Source organism: Gephyromycinifex aptenodytis (genome assembly GCF_012277275.1).
In the GTDB taxonomy this organism is placed as follows: Bacteria; Actinomycetota; Actinomycetes; order Actinomycetales; family Dermatophilaceae; genus Gephyromycinifex; species Gephyromycinifex aptenodytis.
The window spans coordinates 2,760,473-2,777,783 of the sequence record NZ_CP051155.1 but is presented as its reverse complement, the minus strand read 5'-3'; the positions used below and the strand labels follow the sequence as shown (position 1 = coordinate 2,777,783).

At 68.7% G+C, this 17,311-nt stretch carries 13 protein-coding genes; 8 read left to right on the top strand and 5 right to left on the bottom strand.

Features of this window, described 5'->3' with window-relative positions; all coding sequences use genetic code 11:
- Positions 1–43: 43 nt before the first annotated feature.
- The 5 genes from G9V96_RS11935 to G9V96_RS11915 all read right to left on the bottom strand — a co-directional run bounded on the left by G9V96_RS11935 (position 44) and on the right by G9V96_RS11915 (position 4,962).
- A complete protein-coding gene (locus tag G9V96_RS11935) occupies positions 44–604 on the bottom strand; it encodes a type II secretion system F family protein (protein ID WP_168583222.1) in 561 nt (186 codons plus the stop codon).
- Entirely contained in the window at positions 604–1,386 is a 783-nt protein-coding gene (locus G9V96_RS11930; protein ID WP_168583221.1) for a type II secretion system F family protein, read from the bottom strand. Before G9V96_RS11930 ends, G9V96_RS11935 begins: the two co-directional genes overlap by 1 nt.
- A gap of 11 nt (positions 1,387–1,397) precedes the next feature.
- Entirely contained in the window at positions 1,398–2,471 is a 1,074-nt protein-coding gene (locus G9V96_RS11925) for a TadA family conjugal transfer-associated ATPase (RefSeq protein WP_168583220.1), read from the bottom strand.
- A complete protein-coding gene (locus G9V96_RS11920; protein ID WP_168583219.1) occupies positions 2,462–3,160 on the bottom strand; it encodes a hypothetical protein in 699 nt (232 codons plus the stop codon). Before G9V96_RS11920 ends, G9V96_RS11925 begins: the two co-directional genes overlap by 10 nt.
- Positions 3,161–4,131: 971 nt before the next feature.
- On the bottom strand, positions 4,132–4,962 hold the full coding sequence (locus G9V96_RS11915; RefSeq protein WP_168583218.1) for a Fic family protein: 831 nt from the start codon (positions 4,960–4,962) through the stop codon (positions 4,132–4,134).
- A 130-nt stretch (positions 4,963–5,092) separates the two neighbouring features.
- Between G9V96_RS11915 and G9V96_RS11910 the strand changes: the two genes are divergently transcribed.
- The 8 genes from G9V96_RS11910 to purL all read left to right on the top strand — a co-directional run bounded on the left by G9V96_RS11910 (position 5,093) and on the right by purL (position 17,037).
- Positions 5,093–6,274 carry a histidine kinase gene (locus G9V96_RS11910; protein ID WP_404861446.1) on the top strand — a complete coding sequence of 394 codons (1,182 nt, stop codon included), beginning with the start codon at positions 5,093–5,095 and terminating at the stop codon, positions 6,272–6,274.
- Positions 6,275–6,312: 38 nt separating this feature from the next.
- A complete protein-coding gene (locus tag G9V96_RS11905; protein ID WP_168583216.1) occupies positions 6,313–7,086 on the top strand; it encodes a LytR/AlgR family response regulator transcription factor in 774 nt (257 codons plus the stop codon).
- Positions 7,083–7,472: a DUF4212 domain-containing protein gene (locus G9V96_RS11900; RefSeq protein ID WP_168583215.1), complete on the top strand. Its 390-nt coding sequence runs from the start codon at positions 7,083–7,085 to the stop codon at positions 7,470–7,472. Before G9V96_RS11905 ends, G9V96_RS11900 begins: the two co-directional genes overlap by 4 nt.
- 10 nt (positions 7,473–7,482) lie before the next feature.
- A complete protein-coding gene (locus tag G9V96_RS11895) occupies positions 7,483–9,009 on the top strand; it encodes a sodium/solute symporter (RefSeq protein ID WP_168583214.1) in 1,527 nt (508 codons plus the stop codon).
- Between the two features lie 258 nt (positions 9,010–9,267).
- The gene (locus G9V96_RS11890) at positions 9,268–9,606 is read left to right on the top strand and encodes a DUF485 domain-containing protein (protein ID WP_168583213.1); all 339 of its coding nucleotides are present in this window, start codon (positions 9,268–9,270) and stop codon (positions 9,604–9,606) included.
- Positions 9,603–11,246: a solute symporter family protein gene (locus tag G9V96_RS11885; protein ID WP_168583212.1), complete on the top strand. Its 1,644-nt coding sequence runs from the start codon at positions 9,603–9,605 to the stop codon at positions 11,244–11,246. The genes G9V96_RS11890 and G9V96_RS11885 overlap by 4 nt, the downstream gene beginning before the upstream one ends.
- 229 nt (positions 11,247–11,475) lie before the next feature.
- Positions 11,476–12,951, top strand: a complete 1,476-nt coding sequence (locus G9V96_RS11880; RefSeq protein ID WP_226913295.1) for a S8 family serine peptidase — start codon at positions 11,476–11,478, stop codon at positions 12,949–12,951.
- A 180-nt stretch (positions 12,952–13,131) separates the two neighbouring features.
- Positions 13,132–17,037, top strand: a complete 3,906-nt coding sequence (gene purL, locus G9V96_RS11875; protein WP_168583211.1) for a phosphoribosylformylglycinamidine synthase — start codon at positions 13,132–13,134, stop codon at positions 17,035–17,037.
- Positions 17,038–17,311: the final 274 nt, after the last annotated feature.

Here is a 17,311-nt window from a genome sequence, read left to right as displayed (position 1 = left end):
GGGTGTGCCCGGGAAGGTGGGTCAGCCCTGTGGGAAAAGCAGCTCACGGATGGATCGCCTGAGCCCCCAACGCGAGCACGACGGGAACGATCGTGCTCGCGACGAAGGCAGGCAGGAAGGTCACGCCGAGTGGCAGCACGATCCGCACCCCGAGCCGGGCGGTCTCAACCTCGATGCGGTGATCTTCGGCCCGGCGCAGATCAGCGGCGGCCTGATCCAAGGTGGCAGCGGGCGGGATCCCTGCCGCCGAGGCCAACCGCAGCGCGCGAGCCACCCCGCCCCAGGCCGGGGGCACCCCCGCCCAGGCGTCTTCCTCGCTCATCCCGAGCCGGTAGCGATGAGCGACGGTGAGCAGGTGCTCGCCGATGGTCCCATCCATACGCCGCCCCACGGACTCCACCGCTTCCAGCACGCCGCAGCCGGAATGAAGCGCCAGCGCCAGCAGGTCGGCGGCAATCGCGATGTCTACCACCCGCGTCTGGGCCCGCCGTCGCACGGTCTTCTTCGGGCGTAACCACTGCCGCCGTCCCTGGCCGGTGTTGGGCAGCAGCCACAGCGCCGCTGCCACCAGCACTGCGCTCAACGCCGCACCTGCCACGCCCATCAGGCACCTCCTGGTCCGGGGTCGAGAACGGGGCCGCCGGCAACCCGAGAAACCTGCCGGGCAACCCAACTTCGCCCCAGCAGCACCAGGACGGTGGCCAGGGCCAGGCACCCCCACACCGCAGGGGAACGCAGGTAGGCCTGCACGGGATCGACGCCGAGCAGGACCGCGAGTAACGGTCCACCCACCGGCAGGATCGTGAGCACTCTGATGGTGATGCGGGCTCCCGCAAGGGCCACTTCGGCCGCGCGTTCCTGGTCGCGGCGCGAACGCAGCAGCCGCACCGCGCAGGCCGAGGTCGCCGCCAACGGCGCCCCCGTTTCTTCGGAGAGCAACCATGCCTGGGCTAGCAGCCGTGCCCCGTCCGAATCAGTGTCGGCTGCCAGCGACTGGAAGGCGGTGCCGACGCTGTCACCGGCAGCGAGTCGTTCGGCCAGCCGCGCCCGAAGCTGAACCCCGGCGGTGGCGGCGTCGCCACCGGGCTCGGGCCGCACGGGTTCGGCCCCGCCCAGAACCAGTTCGAGGGCCCGCTGTGCAGGCAGACCCGCCGAGAGCGCCGGGGCCAGGGAGTCCACGAGGTCGATGAGCGCGTCAGCCACGTCGTGCTCAGGCGCGGCCGGCGACCCCGCCGAGGCCGCGCTGCGCACCGAGGTCAGGACCGAACTCCAGGACCGACCCCCAGCCAGACCCACCAACAGTGAAGGCGGGGCCGCCGAGCGACCCAGGGGAGGTGAGCGCCGCGCCGGCCAGAGGAGCACGGCCAGTACAACCAGGAGCGACACTCCCAGCGCCATCATCGTTCTCCGGCACCCGCCAAGAGCGCGTGCAGTTCCCCCAGAGCTGGGCCAGGAAGCAGGTGGCCGGCGCTGCAGCGCTGCAACGCCGGGCTGACCTGCAGCTCTGCGGCAGGGAGCAGCAGACTCACCGAGTCCAGCACGCGCAGTTCGGCAAGGCGCCGCAGGTGCAGCACCACCCGAACGGCGCTGCGCAATTGCGTACGAGTGGCCTGCGGGGAAAGTCCCGCCAGCGCCCCCAGCGCCTCGAAGCGGGAGACGACGTCCTGCGGGGCGTTGGCGTGGATCGTGCCGCAGCCGCCTTCGTGGCCGGTATTGAGAGCGGCCAGCAGGTCGCGCACTTCAGCACCGCGCACCTCACCGATCACGATCCGGTCGGGGCGCATCCGTAGCGCCTGTCGAACCAGCGTGGCCAGGTCGACTTCGCCCCGCCCTTCGATGTTGGCCGGGCGGGCCTGCAAACGCACCTGGTGCGGGTGCCCGATAGCCAGCTCACGCACGTCCTCGACGACGACGAGCCGCTCGGTGGGCGGAACCTGCCGCAGCAGGGCCGCCAGCAGGGTCGTCTTGCCGCTGCCGGTTCCGCCGCTGACGACGAACGAGACGCGCGCCGCGACCAGCGCGCCAAGAATCTGTTGCGCTTCGGCGTCGAAGGCGCCCCAGGCCCGCATGTCGTCCAGGCTGGGCGCCAGCTGGCGCGCTATCCGCAGACTGATGTGGGCGCCGTTCTCCACCAATGGCGGCAGCAGCGCGTGTAGGCGGATCCCGCCGGGCAGTTGGCCGTCGACGTACGGGCTCACCTCGTCAAGGCGCCTACCGGCCAGCCCTGCCAGGCGCACCGCCAACCTGCGCAGAGCCTCCAGATCCCCCAGTTCGCAACGCACGCGCTCGAGTCCGCGGCCGCGTTCGATCCACACCCCGCGGGTTCCGTTCACCAGGACGTCGGTGACATCGGGAGCGCTCAGCCAGCGGCACAGCGGGCCGGCCACGAGCAGACCGGGATGCAGGGCGTTGCGAGCCTCCGCGCTGGGGTCGGCGGGGAGCACTGTTGCGGCCTCACTCTTCAGCGGCATGCCAGGTCCAACCCTTCCAACAGTTCACGAGCCGAGCGCCGCAACGAACCCACCTGCCCCGGCATCCCGCCCGAGTCCAGGAGGTCCTCGACCTTGCGGTCTTCGGGCACCGAGCCGAGCAAGGGCAGGTCGAGACTGGCAGCCAGCGCCTGCGGCAGGTCGCCGTAGCCGCGGCGCCGACGGACCACGAGCCAACCCGTGGCTGCACAATCCGCTAACGCCGCGGTACCGGCAATCGCAGAGGCCATCTCGCAGATGCCGGCACCTGCCAGATAGATGATGTCGTCACACAGATCGCTGATGGGCAGGAAGTTCTCCTCCCCCGGCCTGGGGGCGTCGACCAGGACCAGATCCACGTGTTCGGCCAACGCGTGGACTACCCGCCGGATGGTGTCCACGGCGGGTTGATGCGGGCGGCGCCGGTCGAAGGAAAGGACACTCATGGGTCCGCTGGGCAGGGAGTTCAGCAGTCGTCCTGCCTCGATAGCGCCTGCGGCCTCGGCCAGATCAGGCCAACGCAACCCGGGAGCCTCGTCCAGCCCGAGGACGACATCGAGCCCGCCGCCGAAGGGCCTGCCATCAAGGGCGAGAACTCGACCCATTGCGTTGACGGCGAGCGAGCAGGTCAGGACGGAGGCACCTATTCCGCCGGAGCCGCCGACGACCGAGACGATACGAGCACGTGGCATGCGGCCCAGGATCTGGCTAAACGGTACCGGGCAGCACCCGGCCACCTCACTCTGTGGACGGCACAGCGCAGCATCTCCTGGCCTGTGGAAGGAACCCCGGCTGAGGGCGCTGGTCACCCCGAGCACGTGATCGGGGTGGTTCGGCTTCACAGCCGCGCAGCGACGAGCCGCAGCGACGCAAGTGGACCGGCCATCCCCGGCGTGCAGCCGCGCCAAGCCAGGCACGAAGCCGCATCGTGCCGCCAATCGTCCAGATCAATTCGCGAACTGGACGGAAAAATGGGGCGGCCCCCGTTGGGGGGACAACGGGGGCCGCCAAACGCGCCAAGCCCCGGGGGGGAGGAGCTGGTGCGCCGCGCTCAACCCGTAGGGAGCGCTGTCCTCATTCTGCTAGTCGGACGCCCGATAAGCAAACCCAAAGCCGAAGAATTTTTCCGCGCCGTGAAGTATCGGCATGGCCGGCGCCGACGGATCGACTCGCTGGGAACCGGTTGCCAGGTCACGGGCGAACGCACCGGCTGGAAAACGCTCCGGGGCGGGGTTGAGTTCCACAGCTCAGCTCTGCAAGCCACGACGACCCACCCGCCCGGTGGGTGGTCTTGCCCACCCCGGTGGCAGCCGAGCGCGGGTAGGTCGAGCGACGCGCAATCCCGCGCGCACACGGCGATGGCACCCCGGTTGCCCGGGATGCCATCACTGCGTGGACGCCCCGGGTGAACAAGCGTGCAATCTAAGCCGTCCGAGCGGGTCAAGCCCGCCGGGACCGGTCCAACAGTGGACTGACTGCGAGTGGGTGCCCGGATGGTTCACGTACTGCGGACGGTGGTCTGCGACCTCGTCCTCACCACTAGGTTCACCCGTCTGAGCAGCGAAAACAACCCATTTCCTGGTCGTTTAGGTCATAGCGCGGTAGCCTCATGGTGGGTGTTTTTGGGACCGATTCGATTGAGATCTTCGTGCCGTCGCTTCACTCAGTTCAAGCGTCCGACGCGAATCGCGTCAGCGATCCGCTCCCCCTGCGCTGCCCCGTCCACGATCGAGTCGACACAGTGCCGCAGCCACACCACCAACCCCTCACGGGTACCCGTGCCGTAGGCGGTCAACGCCCCTAGATAGGCAGCACCGGCCCGCTTGGCGTGTCCGTACTCCGGCACGCTGACTGCGGTCGGGTCCAGTCCCCGAGAGTGGATGATCGTGCGTTCCATGGCCCGGGCGACCAGGCCGTTGCCCCGCACGAAGGGGCGGGCGGTGGCAATCTCGGCGTGCACCAGCGCCGCCACCAGAAGTGCGGGCAGCTTTGCATCCGAAAGCAACTCGACGATCCCCCCGACCCGGGCGTCGACCTCCTCCGGCGCCGGCCCCAGGTCGAGGAACTCCTGACAGCCCTCCCCTGGTCGACGCGGTCGGCCCACCTGCTCCGCAGGCAGCAGCAGGGTCGCTGCAGCCACATGCAACCGGGCCAGCACCTGCCGGGGAGCCCGGTCCAACGTGGCGGCGAGGTGTTCGGTCTCCGCAGTGACCTGCACGGCCCCGCGCACGATGAGGTCGACCGGGTCCGGACGTTGCGGCCAGGCCACCGCGCCACACATCAGTTCTCGGAGCACCGACATGTCCGAGCGGGCGCCATCGGCGTCGGCGCTGGCGTGCGCGCCGCGCACCCGCGACTCGGCTGCAGCCTCCGGAATGCGGCGACGCAACGCCTCATGCCAACGCAGTTGGGTGCAGGCCTGACGGGCGGCGTCCAGCCCCTGCGACACCTCAGGCCACTCGGCGATGACACGAACTGATTCGGCGATGGTCACGACCGCAAGCCTAGGCGAGGCGTTCGCGAGCTCCTCCCGGCGCGCTGCGCCCTACAGTTCGAGGGTGGCAACGCAGCTGGCAGTCGTCCTTGCGACCCTGCAACCCGTAGGTGAGGAATACCCCTGGGTCGTGGGCGGGGTGGTGGTGGCTGCGGTCGCAGCGCTGATCCTGCTCGTCTCGGGGGCACTACGACTGCGTGACCGCCTCGGATCCCCGGAGAGCACCGCCACCTACCGAACGCTGCACGCAGCCTCCACCGCCGCCCGGCACCTGCGCGACGGACTCGACCTCGCCGCCGCCGGGCGCGCCGCCCGCGACCTGCGCCCGCTCCTGGGGGTCGAAGCGGTGGCCCTGGCCGACGCCGATGGCGTGCTTGCCTGGGAGGGCGCCGGGGAATACCACCGCGACGAGGTGCCCCGGCACGCTCAGGTCGTCCTGGACACCGGGCGCACCGTGCGACTCGACGAGCGTGCCATCACCTGTCCGGACCCGGACTGCCCGCTTCGCTCGGCGATCCTGGCGCCCGTCGTCTGCGAGAACAGGGTGGTCGCCGTGCTGGCCTCCTACCACCACAGCGCAAGCAGCGACCTGGTCCGGGCCACCGAAGCCGTCGCCGACTGGATCGCCACCCAGATCGACCTCGCCGAGCTCAGCCGGGAACGAACCCGCGTCGCCGAAGCCGAACTGCGGGCCTTGCGCGCTCAGATCAGCCCGCACTTCGTCTACAACTCTCTGGCGGCAATCGCCTCCTTCGTGCGCACCGACCCCGACCGAGCCCGCGAGTTGCTGCTGGAGTTCGCCGACTTCACCCGGTACAGCTTCCGCAGCAGTGGGCCGTTGACCTCCCTGGCCGACGAACTGGTCAACATCGAGCGCTACCTCGCGCTGGAAGAGGCGCGCTTCGGGGAGCGCATGCAGGTATCCCTGCTGGTGGCCCCGGAGGTTCTCGGAGTGGCGGTGCCCTCCTTCGCCATTCAACCGCTGGTGGAAAACGCGGTGCAGCACGGCATCGAAGCGAAATCGGGCGTCGGGCACATCTCCATCTCGGCCCAGGACCGCGGAAACGAGGCAGAGATCGCGATCGAGGACGACGGGGCAGGGGCTGACCCGGAGGCCATCCGGGCGGTGTTGGCAGGACAACAGAGCGGCGATCACGTCGGATTGGCGAACGTCGATGCGCGGCTGCGCCAAATCTTCGGCGACGAATACGGGCTGGTCGTGGAAACTGCCCTCGGCGCCGGAACACGCATCAGTTTTCGGGTCCCCAAGTTCCATCCGCAGACCAAGACCGGCACGCTCGGTCGCTCCTGAAACACCCCATGCCTGCTCCGGCGTCGTAGGCTCGCCACATGGCGCCGGAGCCTCCCGTCGAGACGACCCCACTACGCGCGTTGGTGGTCGATGACGAGCTGCCCACCCGCACTGAGCTGGCCTATCTGCTCGAACGCGACGAGCGAATCGGCGAAGTCCGCACGGCCGCAAGCGGGGCCGACGCCTTGCGCGCCCTGGACCTCGCACCGGCCGACGTGGTCTTCTGCGACATCAAGATGCCCGGGCTGGACGGCATGGAACTAGCGCGCATCCTGGCCCGGTTCGCCGAACGCCCGCAGATCGTCTTCGTCACCGCCTACGGCGACCACGCAGTCGACGCCTTCGATGTCTCCGCCATTGATTACGTCGTCAAACCGGTGCGTGAGGCGCGGCTGGCCGAGGCGGTACGTCGCGTCGTGGAGAAACGCGCCGGCAGCTCCGCCGGTCCGTCTGCTGCAACCTCGGCCGATGAGACCATCCCGGTGGAACTGGGCGGGGTCACCTCTTTCGTGCAGCGATCCGACGTCCTCTACGTGCAAGCCCAAGGCGACTACGCCCGCCTGCACACCGCGACCGGCTCCCACCTCGTGCGGATCTCCCTGACCTTGCTCGAAGAGCGCTGGGGCTCGGCTGGTTTCGTGCGCATCCATCGCAGCACCCTGGTCTCGCTGCCGAAGATCACCCAGGTGCGCACCGACGCCGGACGCAGCCTGGTCTACGTCGGGGACGGCATCGAACTGCAGGTCAGCCGCCGCCACACCCGCGAACTGCGCGATCGTCTGGTGCGCCTTCCTCGACGAAGCACCCCATGAGCAATCCGGGGCACCCCACGCCCCCACGCCGGGTGCGGATCACCTCCCCCCGAAAGTCCGCGGCTCGCCGCGACCCGGCCCGCACCCGCGCCGCCGACCTGGACGAGCAGACCGGGCTGGGTGAGGTGTACGTCGACTCACTCATGCGCGCCCAACGCCGCCTCAGCCTGGCCCTGCTGCTCGGATTGGCCATCGTGGCGCTGGGCCTGCCCGCGCTGCTGCTCGCAGTCCCGCAGCTGCACAGCGTGACCATCGTGCGAATCCCGCTTCCATGGCTGCTCCTGGGAGTGCTCATCTACCCCTTCGCCGTCATCGTCGTCTGGTCCTATGTGCGCGCCGCCGAACGCCTCGAGCGCGAGTTCGCGGAGCTGTTCGAGCGGCCGTGAGGACCCAGCGATGACATCCTCCGAACTGTCCCTGGTTGCGGCTATCGCCCTGGTCTGCCTGTTGACCGTGCTCGGCGGCATCTACGGGCTGCGGCTCTCCCGCACCACTTCCGACTTCTACGTCGCGGGCCGGGCCGTCGGCCCCTGGCGCAACGCCTCCGCAATCGGCGGGGAGTACCTCTCGGCCGCTTCGTTTCTCGGCGTGGCCGGACTGCTGTACGCCTCCGGCGTCAGCATGCTGTGGTTCCCGGTCGGGTACACCCTGGGCTACGTCGTCCTGGCCTGCATGGTGGCTGCGCCGCTGCGCCGGTCGGGGGCCTACACCGTCCCGGACTTCGCCGAGCTGCGCCTGGAGAGCCGGGCGATGCGACTGCTCACCTCGGTCCTGGTGGTGCTCATCGGCTGGCTGTACCTCCTGCCCCAGTTGCACGGGGCCGGGATCGCGGTCACCAACCTCACCGGCGCCCCCAGCTGGGTCGGCAACGTGCTCGTCAGCACCGTGGTCACCATCAACGTCGTCTCCGGTGGCATGCGCTCGGTGACGCTGGTCCAGGCAGTGCAGTACTGGGTCAAGCTCGCCGCCATCGCCATCCCTGCCCTGGTCCTGATCGGCCTGTGGGTGGCTTCCGGAAGCCCGGCGCCCACCATGCCCACACCGGTCAGCCTGCAGGGGGTGGGCATGCACACCTACTCCACCTATTCGCTGATCCTCGCGCTGTGTCTGGGCACCATGGGCCTGCCGCATGTAGTCGTGCGCTTCTACACCAACCCCGACGGTCGCGGCGCTCGCCGAACCGCGCTGGCCGTCATCGGCCTGCTCGGGGCTTTCTACCTGTTCCCCCCGATCTATGCGGTGCTCGGGCGGGTGTACCTGCCCGAGCTCCCGCCAGGGATGCTGGCCGAAGAGATCGTGCTGGAACTGCCGCACCTGGCAGCGCCCGGGCTGCTCGGCGACTGCCTCGTCGTGGTGTTGGCGGTCGGGGCTTTCGCGGCGTTCCTGTCCACCGCCTCCGGGCTGGCGGTAGCGATCACGGGTGTGGTGGACCAGGACATCATCCGGCCCCGGCTGAACCGAATGCTCGGCTCCGACGTCGACGGGATCGCCAGCTTCCGGCTGGCCGCGTTGGTCTCCATGCTCATCCCCTCCATCATCGCGTTGCTGGTCGGACGGGTGGGGTTGGCGACCACGGTCGGACTCGCCTTCGCTGTCGCCGCCTCGACGCTGTGCCCGCTCATCGTGCTCGGTGTCTGGTGGCGGGGGTTGTCGGTCACCGGCGCCGCCGCGGGCATGATCGTCGGCGCCGCCACCTCCCTGCTCGGGGTAGCGGTCACGTTGTCCCAAGTTCCCGTGCCGCAGCCGTGGGCGCTGTGGTTCGCCCAGCCCGCCGCGTGGTCGGTACCGATGGCTTTCTTCACCGCCTGCCTGGTCTCCCTGGCCACCCCGGGACGGGTCCCGACGCACACCTTGCGCACCATGACTCGGTTGCACACCCCCGAGAACGTCTCGCTGTCGTTGACCCGTCGCGGCGGCGTCTGAAGGCCGGCGGGCGCAATCTGCGCGCCCACCGCCGCGAAACCCACCCAACGGGCGCAAACCACTCGTCCAGCCCTGGGGACCGTTCAGCGCACGCCCGGGCGCCGCCAAGCGCAGCAGCGCCACCACCGACCCTCACGCCCCCTGCAGCCGACTGATATTCACTGCCCGAGCCCGCCAGAGTGGTGGCCGTCGCAGCAATCGCTGGCGGCACGCCCCGACCAGGGGCGCTCCATCCGCAACTTGTCGGAGGTGCCCTGCGTGAGCCACGCATCCGAACCAGTCGACCACTCCTCGGCCTACAACGAGGTCCAAGCCAGTGCGGAGTTCGTGGAATTGCGTAAGCGCTTCCGCGGCTTCGTCTTCCCGCTCACGACGTTCTTCCTGCTCTGGTACTTCCTCTACGTCATCCTCGCCGCGTACTTCCCGGCATTCATGAGCCAGCGGGTCTTCGGCCTGGTCAATGTGGGCCTCATCTTCGGCCTGCTCCAGTTCGTGACGACGTTCGGCATCACCATCTGGTACGTGCGTTGGGCAGACAAGGTCTTCGACCCCCGCGCTGACGCCATCCGCGAGCGCATGCAGGCAGGTACCCGATGACCTTCGCAGCAGCAGCGGCGCCCACCGTCGGCAACCCGCTCATCAACATCGGCATCTTCGTCGTCTTCGTCATCTTCACCCTGACAGTCGTCATCAAGATCGCCGCGGGCAAGAAGACCGCCGCCGAGTACTACACCGGTGGCGGGGCCTTCTCGGGTAGGCAGAACGGCATCGCGATCGCCGGTGACTACCTGTCGGCCGCGTCCTTCCTTGGTATCGCCGGCGCTATCGCCCTGCAGGGCTACGACGGCTTCCTGTACTCCATCGGCTTCCTCGTCGCCTGGCTGGTTGCGCTGCTGCTCGTCGCCGAGCTCATGCGCAACACCGGCCGGTTCACGATGGCCGACGTGCTCTCTTTCCGGTTGCGGCAGCGCCCGGTGCGGTTGGCGGCCGCCACCAGCTCCCTGGCGGTCTCGTTCTTCTACCTGCTGGCCCAGATGGCCGGTGCGGGCGGTTTGGTGTCGCTGCTGCTGGGTGTAACCAGTCAATGGGCCCAGTACCTGGTGATCGCGGTCGTCGGCGTCGTCATGATCGGCTACGTCATGATCGGCGGGATGAAGGGCACCACCTGGGTGCAGATCATCAAAGCCGTCCTGCTCATCACCGCCGCCCTGATCATGAGCGTGTGGGTGCTGGCCAAGTTCGGGCTGTCCATCAACACCCTGTTCCAGGCGGCGATCGACAACTCCCCCAAGGTCGGCGAGAAACTCATCGACCCGGGCTTGAAGTACGGCAAGTCCGACATCAGCAAGCTCGACTTCATCTCGCTGTCGATGGCGCTCGTGCTCGGTACCGCCGGCCTGCCGCACGTGCTCATCCGCTTCTACACGGTGCCCACCAGCAAGCAGGCCCGCAAGTCCGTGGAATGGGCCATCTGGCTGATCGGCGCTTTCTACCTGTTCACCCTCATCATCGGCTACGGCGCTGCCGCTCTGGTCGGTCCCGATGCCATCAAGGCCGCTGCTGGAGGGGCGAACTCCGCAGCTCCGTTGCTGGCCTTCGAACTGGGCGGGTCGGTCTTCCTGGGAGTCGTCTCCGGTATCGCCTTCGCGACGATCCTTGCCGTGGTCGCCGGTCTGACGATCACCACCAGCGCCACCTTCGCCCACGACATCTACAACCAGGTCATCAAGCGCGGTGAGGCCACTCCTGAGCAGGAGGTCAAGGTTGCCCGCTATGCGGCCCTCGGCGGCGGCGTCATCGCGGTCGTCGGCGGAATCCTCGCCTACGGGCAGAACATCGCCTTCCTGGTGGCTCTGGCCTTCGCTGTTGCGGCCAGCGCCAACCTGCCGACGATCCTGTACTCGCTGTTCTGGAAGCGGTTCAACACTCGAGGGGCGCTGTGGAGCATCTACGGCGGGCTCATCTCCTCGCTCGGGTTGATCATCTTCAGCCCGGTCGTCTCCGGTAAGCCGGCCGACCCGATCACGGGGCTGTCTCCCTCGATGATCACCAACCCGGCCATCGACTTCCACATGTTCCCGCTGGACAACCCCGGCATCATCTCCATCCCGTTGGCCTTCTTCCTGGGCTGGCTCGGTTCAGTCACGAGCAAGGAGTACAACGCGGCCAAGTACGCCGAGATGGAGGTCCGTTCCCTCACCGGCGCGGGCTCTGCAAACCAATCGCTCGATCACTGATCAGCACAACCTTCTGACGTCGTGGCCGCCGCCCCTTTCGGGCGGCGGCCACGACGCGTCCTAGCGGTGCGTAGAACGAATGACGTGTAAAGAGAAGGTATCTCGGCCCCTAACTGCACACATTTTGTTGGTCCTTATCCCTAGCGTGCTAGGTCGTTGCTGCGTAGGGTGCGCCACATCGGACTGATCGATTCAGACGAGTTCACCCTCATCTTCCGCAGGAGTCTCCGTGCAACGACGCCCCTCCCTTGCCCGCCTCGGCCTCACCATGGCCGCAGCCTCAGCACTGGTCTTTCCCACTGCTGCAGCCCAGGCCGTGACAGCCTCCCCCGACGTCTCAACCCCGGTGGCCATCTCCACCCCTGAGGGCGAGACGATGAGTTACATCGTCAATGTCTCCAAGATCAACTACGGCCATTTGAGGAAGGCCGAGCGAGGCATCACCGCCGCAGGCGGAACGATCGTGCAGCGCTGGCCCCAGATCGGCGTCTTCGTCGTGCACTCAACCAAGGCTGACTTCCTCTCCAAGCTGCGGAGCTCCAAGAACAGGGCCATCGCCTCGGTCGGCCCGACGCGCACCGCACCCGTCAAGGAAGGCACCCCTGCGGGCGCCAAACCGGGTAAGAACAGCCAGAAGGGCACCCAGGGTTTCCTGGGGTACGACACCGGTGAGGCAACCGCGGCCGGTCCCGCGCTGGACCCCCGCGAAGGTGAGCAGTGGAACAACACTCTCATCAAGGCCGACAAGGCCCACGAGATCACCGACGGTTCCCGGGCCATCACCGTCGCGGTCGTCGACAGCGGCATCGAGCCCGACCACCCCGATCTGCAGGACAACATCGACGTCCGCCGCAGCGTCAACTGCAGCAACGCCGGGCGGGTCGACACCTCCTCCACCGGATGGTTCGCCACCACCAGCGGGCATGGCACCCACGTCGCGGGCACCATCGCCGCGGCTCGTAACAAGATCGGCATCGTCGGTGTCGCGCCGGGGGTCAAACTGGCCAGCGTGAAGGTGGTCAACGACGACGGTTTCATCTACCCCGAATACGCCGTTTGCGGGATCATGTGGACCGCCCAGAAGCGCATCCCGGTGGCCAACCACAGCTACTACGTCGACCCGTTCCAGTTCTGGTGTGACGACCAGGCCGACCAGGCCGCCGCCAAGGAAGCCGTCCGCCGGGCCTTCGCCTTCGCCCACCGCCGCGGAGTGGTCAGCACCGCTGCGGCCGGCAACTCCGCCTACGACCTGGCGAACAAGACCACGGACGAGACCAGCCCCAACGACACCACTCCGATCAAGCGCGAACTCAACAACACCTGCCACGACATCCCGGCGGAGCTGCCGAATGTCGTCACGGTCTCGGCGATCGACAAGGAGTCCGAGCTGGCCTCGTTCTCCAACTACGGCAACGGGGTGATCGACGTGGCCGCCCCAGGCCGGGCGATCCTGTCCACCTACCCCGGTCAGCGCTGGGCCTCACTCTCGGGTACCTCGATGGCGGCCCCGCACGTGGCAGGCGTGGTCGCGCTGCTGAAGTCGACGCACCGGGACGCGACCGCGAACCAGATCACCGCGATGCTGCGCGAGCAGGCCACCGATCACCAGTGCCCCGCCGGTGACAAGAAGTGCACCGGCACCCCGGCCTACAACAGCTACTACGGCGACGGCATCATCGACGCCTTGGCCGCTGTGCAGCGCTGAAAGCCTGCGGTGACGTGAGGCGCTGAACCGCCGCGCAACGCAGAGTGTCGGCCCACGCTCGTACCCAGGCGTGGGCCGACACGCGTCCTGGGGGCCGGCTTATGCCGGAGCGGCTCGTTCGCTGCTCAGGCGCCGGTAGCCTGGGGGCGTTCCCGCCACCCCTGCGCCGAAAGGCCTCACATGGCTGCCTCGCACGAGTTCGCCCTGACCACCCTGCCCGGTGGCGACGCCCTGTCCGATTTCCGCGCTCGGGCGCTACTAGCCCGACTGCAAAGCATCGACCCCCGGATCAGCGCCGTCGCGGCCCGGTACGTGCACTGGGTGGCCAGCGAAGAACCGCTGCAGGAGCCCGCCCGCCAGATAGTGGCGGCGATTCTCACCTACGGCCCGACCTACAGCGGCCCGGCCGCCGAGCAAGGCGCCGTGTTCGTCATCGCCCCCAGGCTGGGCACGATCTCACCGTGGGCCAGCAAGGCCACCGACATCGTGCACAACTGCGGCATCGACATCCACCGCGTGGAGCGGGTCACCGAGTTCGTCCTCAGCGGGGTGAGCGACCTCGACGAAGCCACCTGGGCCGCGTGCGCCGAGGTGCTGCACGACCGTATGACCCAGGTCGCGCTCCCCTCCCGTGAGTCGGCCGCCTCGCTCTTCGCCGAGCGTGCGCCCGAGCCGATGGAACACGTGGATGTGCTGGGCCGCGGTGAGCAAGCCCTCTTGGAAGCGAACACCGCCTACGGGCTGGCGCTGTCCAGCGACGAGATCGAATACCTCGTTTCGGCCTTCACCGGGTTGGCGCGCAACCCCACCGACGTCGAACTCATGATGTTCGCCCAAGCCAACTCCGAGCACTGCCGCCACAAGATCTTCAACGCCGACTTCGTCGTCGACGGGCAGCCGCAATCACGCTCGCTGTTCGGGATGATCCGGCACACCGAAGCAGTTGCGGGCGGGCCGGAGAACGGCACGATCGTGGCGTACAAGGACAACGCCTCGATCATGGCGGGCGGCCCGGTCACCCGGTGGCTGCCCGAAGGCGACGGCTCCAAGCCCAGCCGGTACAGCGGGCGCACCGGGGACGTGCACGTGCTGATGAAGGTCGAGACGCACAACCACCCCAGCGCCATCTCCCCCTTCCCGGGTGCGGCGACCGGCGCCGGCGGCGAGATCCGCGACGAGGGCGCCACCGGACGCGGGTCGGCACCCAAGGCCGGGCTGACCGGTTTCATCGTCTCCAACCTCGAACTGCCCGGAACCAACGAGCCGTGGGAGACCCAGCACTACGGCGCGCCCGGGCACATCGCCAGCGCGCTGGACATCATGATCGAGGGCCCGATCGGTGCCGCCGCGTTCAACAACGAGTTCGGTCGGCCCGCGCTGGGCGGCTTCTTCCGGGTCTATGAGCAGAGTGTCGACGGGGTGCACCGCGGCTACCACAAGCCGATCATGAGCGCCGGCGGTCTGGGCACCATCGACGCGGCGATGACGGAGAAGATCCTCTTCGGTGAAGGCACACTGCTGGTGCAGCTCGGCGGGCCCGGCATGCGCATCGGGATGGGCGGCGGCGCGGCCTCTTCGATGGCCTCCGGCACCAACGCCGCTGAGTTGGACTTCGACTCGGTGCAGCGCGGCAACCCCGAGATCGAGCGCCGCGCGCAGGAAGTCATCAACCATTGCTGGGCGCTCGGGCAGGAGAACCCGATCCTGGCAATCCACGATGTCGGCGCCGGGGGGCTGTCCAACGCATTCCCCGAACTGGTCAACGACGCCGGGATGGGGGCGCGCTTCGACCTGTCCGCAGTCCCGCTGGAGGAGAGCGGGCTGGCGCCCAAGGAAATCTGGTGCAACGAGAGCCAGGAGCGCTACGTGCTGGCCATCGCCCCGGAGTCACTGCCGCGTTTCGCGGCGCTGGCCCAGCGCGAACGGTGCCCGTACGCCGTGGTCGGTGTGGCGCGCAACGACGGACAGCTCGTGTTGGCGCCCGGCCCCGAAGATGATCCTGGCGCAGACGTACCGATCGACATGCCGTTGGAGGTGCTGCTGGGCAAGCCGCCGCGCATGACGCGAGATGTCCAGCGCATCCAGCGCAGCACCCCCGAGTTGGAGTTGGGCGATCTGGCGAGCGAGGGACTGCGCGAGGCTGCCTACGCCGTGCTGCGGCACCCGAGCGTGGCGTCCAAGCGTTTCCTCATCACCATCGGCGACCGCACCGTCGGTGGGCTGACCCACCGCGACCAGATGGTCGGCCCCTACCAGGTGCCTGTCGCCGACGTCGCCGTCACGCTCTCGGACTTCCTCGGCTTCGCCGGCCAGGCGATGTCCAGTGGCGAGCGCACCCCGCTGGCGAGCGTGAACGCTCCCGCTTCGGGGCGGATGGCGGTCGGTGAGGCGTTGACGAACCTGCTCGCGGCGCCCGTGAAGTTGAGCGGCGTCAAGTTGTCCTGCAACTGGATGGCTGCCTGCGGGGAACCCGGCGAAGACGCTGCTCTCTTCGACACCGTGCACGCCGTTGCCATGGAGTTGTGCCCGGCGCTGGGGATCTCCGTGCCGGTCGGTAAGGACTCGTTGTCGATGCGCACCCGCTGGAGCGATGAGCAGGGCCAGGTGCGCCAGGTGACCTCGCCGGTGTCGCTGGTGGTGTCGGCCTTCGCCTCGCTGGACGATGTGCGCGGCACGCTCACCCCCGTGATCAGCGAAGGCGATGAGCTGCTGCTGGTCGACCTCGGCGCCGGAGCCAACCGCCTCGGCGGGTCGATGCTGGCCCAGGTGCGTGGCGAGTTCGGTGGCGTCGTGCCAGACCTGGACGACCCCGCCCACCTGAGCCGGCTGGCTGACGCGCTGACCCAGTTGCGCGCAGAAGGGCTGGTCACGGCCTACCACGACCGCTCCGACGGCGGGTTGTGGGCCACCTTGTGCGAGATGGCTTTTGCCGGTGGCCTCGGTCTGGACGTAGAGGTCGCCGACCTGCCGGCACTGTTCGCCGAGGAACTGGGCGTCGTGCTCGGGGTTCGCCCGGCGTCACGCGCGCGAGCGCAGGAGGTGCTGAGCGAGCACGGCCTGAGCGAACTCACCCGGATGGTTGGCACCGCTGGCGGACAGCGCACCGTGCGGGTGCGCGTCGCCGGCCGCGAGGTGTTGGCCGAGAGTGTGCGCGACCTGGCGCAGGCCTGGGACGAGGTGTCCTGGCGGATCAGCGCGCTGCGGGACAACCCGGAGTGCGCCCGCGAAGAGCATGAGGCCGTCGGCGGCGACGACCCGGGCCTGATTCTGCGCCCGAGCTTCGACCCCGGACAGGACATCACGGCGTCTTTGGTGGGCACCGCCCGCCCGAAGGTGGCGATCCTGCGTGAGCAGGGCGTGAACTCCCACGTGGAGACGGCGTTCGCCTTCGACCGGGCCGGGTTCGACACCTTCGACGTGCACATGAGTGACCTGCAAGCCGGACGCTTCGACCTGGCCGAGGTCGCCGGGCTGGTGGCGTGCGGCGGGTTCTCCTACGGCGACACCCTGGGCGCCGGCGAGGGGTGGGCTCGTTCGATCTTGTTCAACCCGCGACTCTCGGATGCGTTCGCGGCATTCTTCTCCCGGCCCGACACGTTCGGTCTAGGCATCTGCAACGGGTGCCAGATGTTCGCGGCGCTGGCCGACCTCATCCCAGGCGCGCAGGCGTGGCCGCGGTTCACCCGTAACCGCTCCGAGCAGTACGAAGCGCGGCTGTCCACGGTGGAGGTGCTCGATTCCCCGTCGGTGTTCTTCACCGGGATGGCGGGGTCGTTGATCCCCATCGCGGTGGCCCACGGTGAAGGCTTCGCGAACTTCGCCGCACGCGGCGATGAGTCGGCGGTGCAGGCGGCGGCCCGTTTCGTCGACGGCCACGGCGCCCCGGCCACCCGGTACCCGGTCAACCCGAACGGCTCCCCCGGCGGCTTGACCGCTGTGACCACCACCGACGGCCGATTCACCGCGATGATGCCGCACCCGGAGCGGGTGCAGCGCAATGTGCAGATGTCGTGGACCGACGGCCCCATCGAGCAGGAGAGCCCCTGGCTGCGGATGTTCCGCAACGCCCGAGTCTGGGTCGACTGAACCGCCCCGGCCGCCAACGTGCACGCCGTCGTGAGCGGTGGGCGCTGGCCGGGGGCATCCCGTGGTGGGGGCCGGCCGCGCTGGTGGCAGCACCCTCGACCGGTACCTCGTTCCGGTCGGGGGTGGGCGCGTCTCGAGGTGGATCCGCGTGCTCTCGACTCGGCTGCGCGGGGTCCCGTTCAGCGCAGGAGTAGCCCGCCGACCGCGCCACGGCGTGCGCAGCTCTTGAGGGCAGGGCCGATGCGCGGTTGAGTGGGCCAGAGCCGTCCGCGTG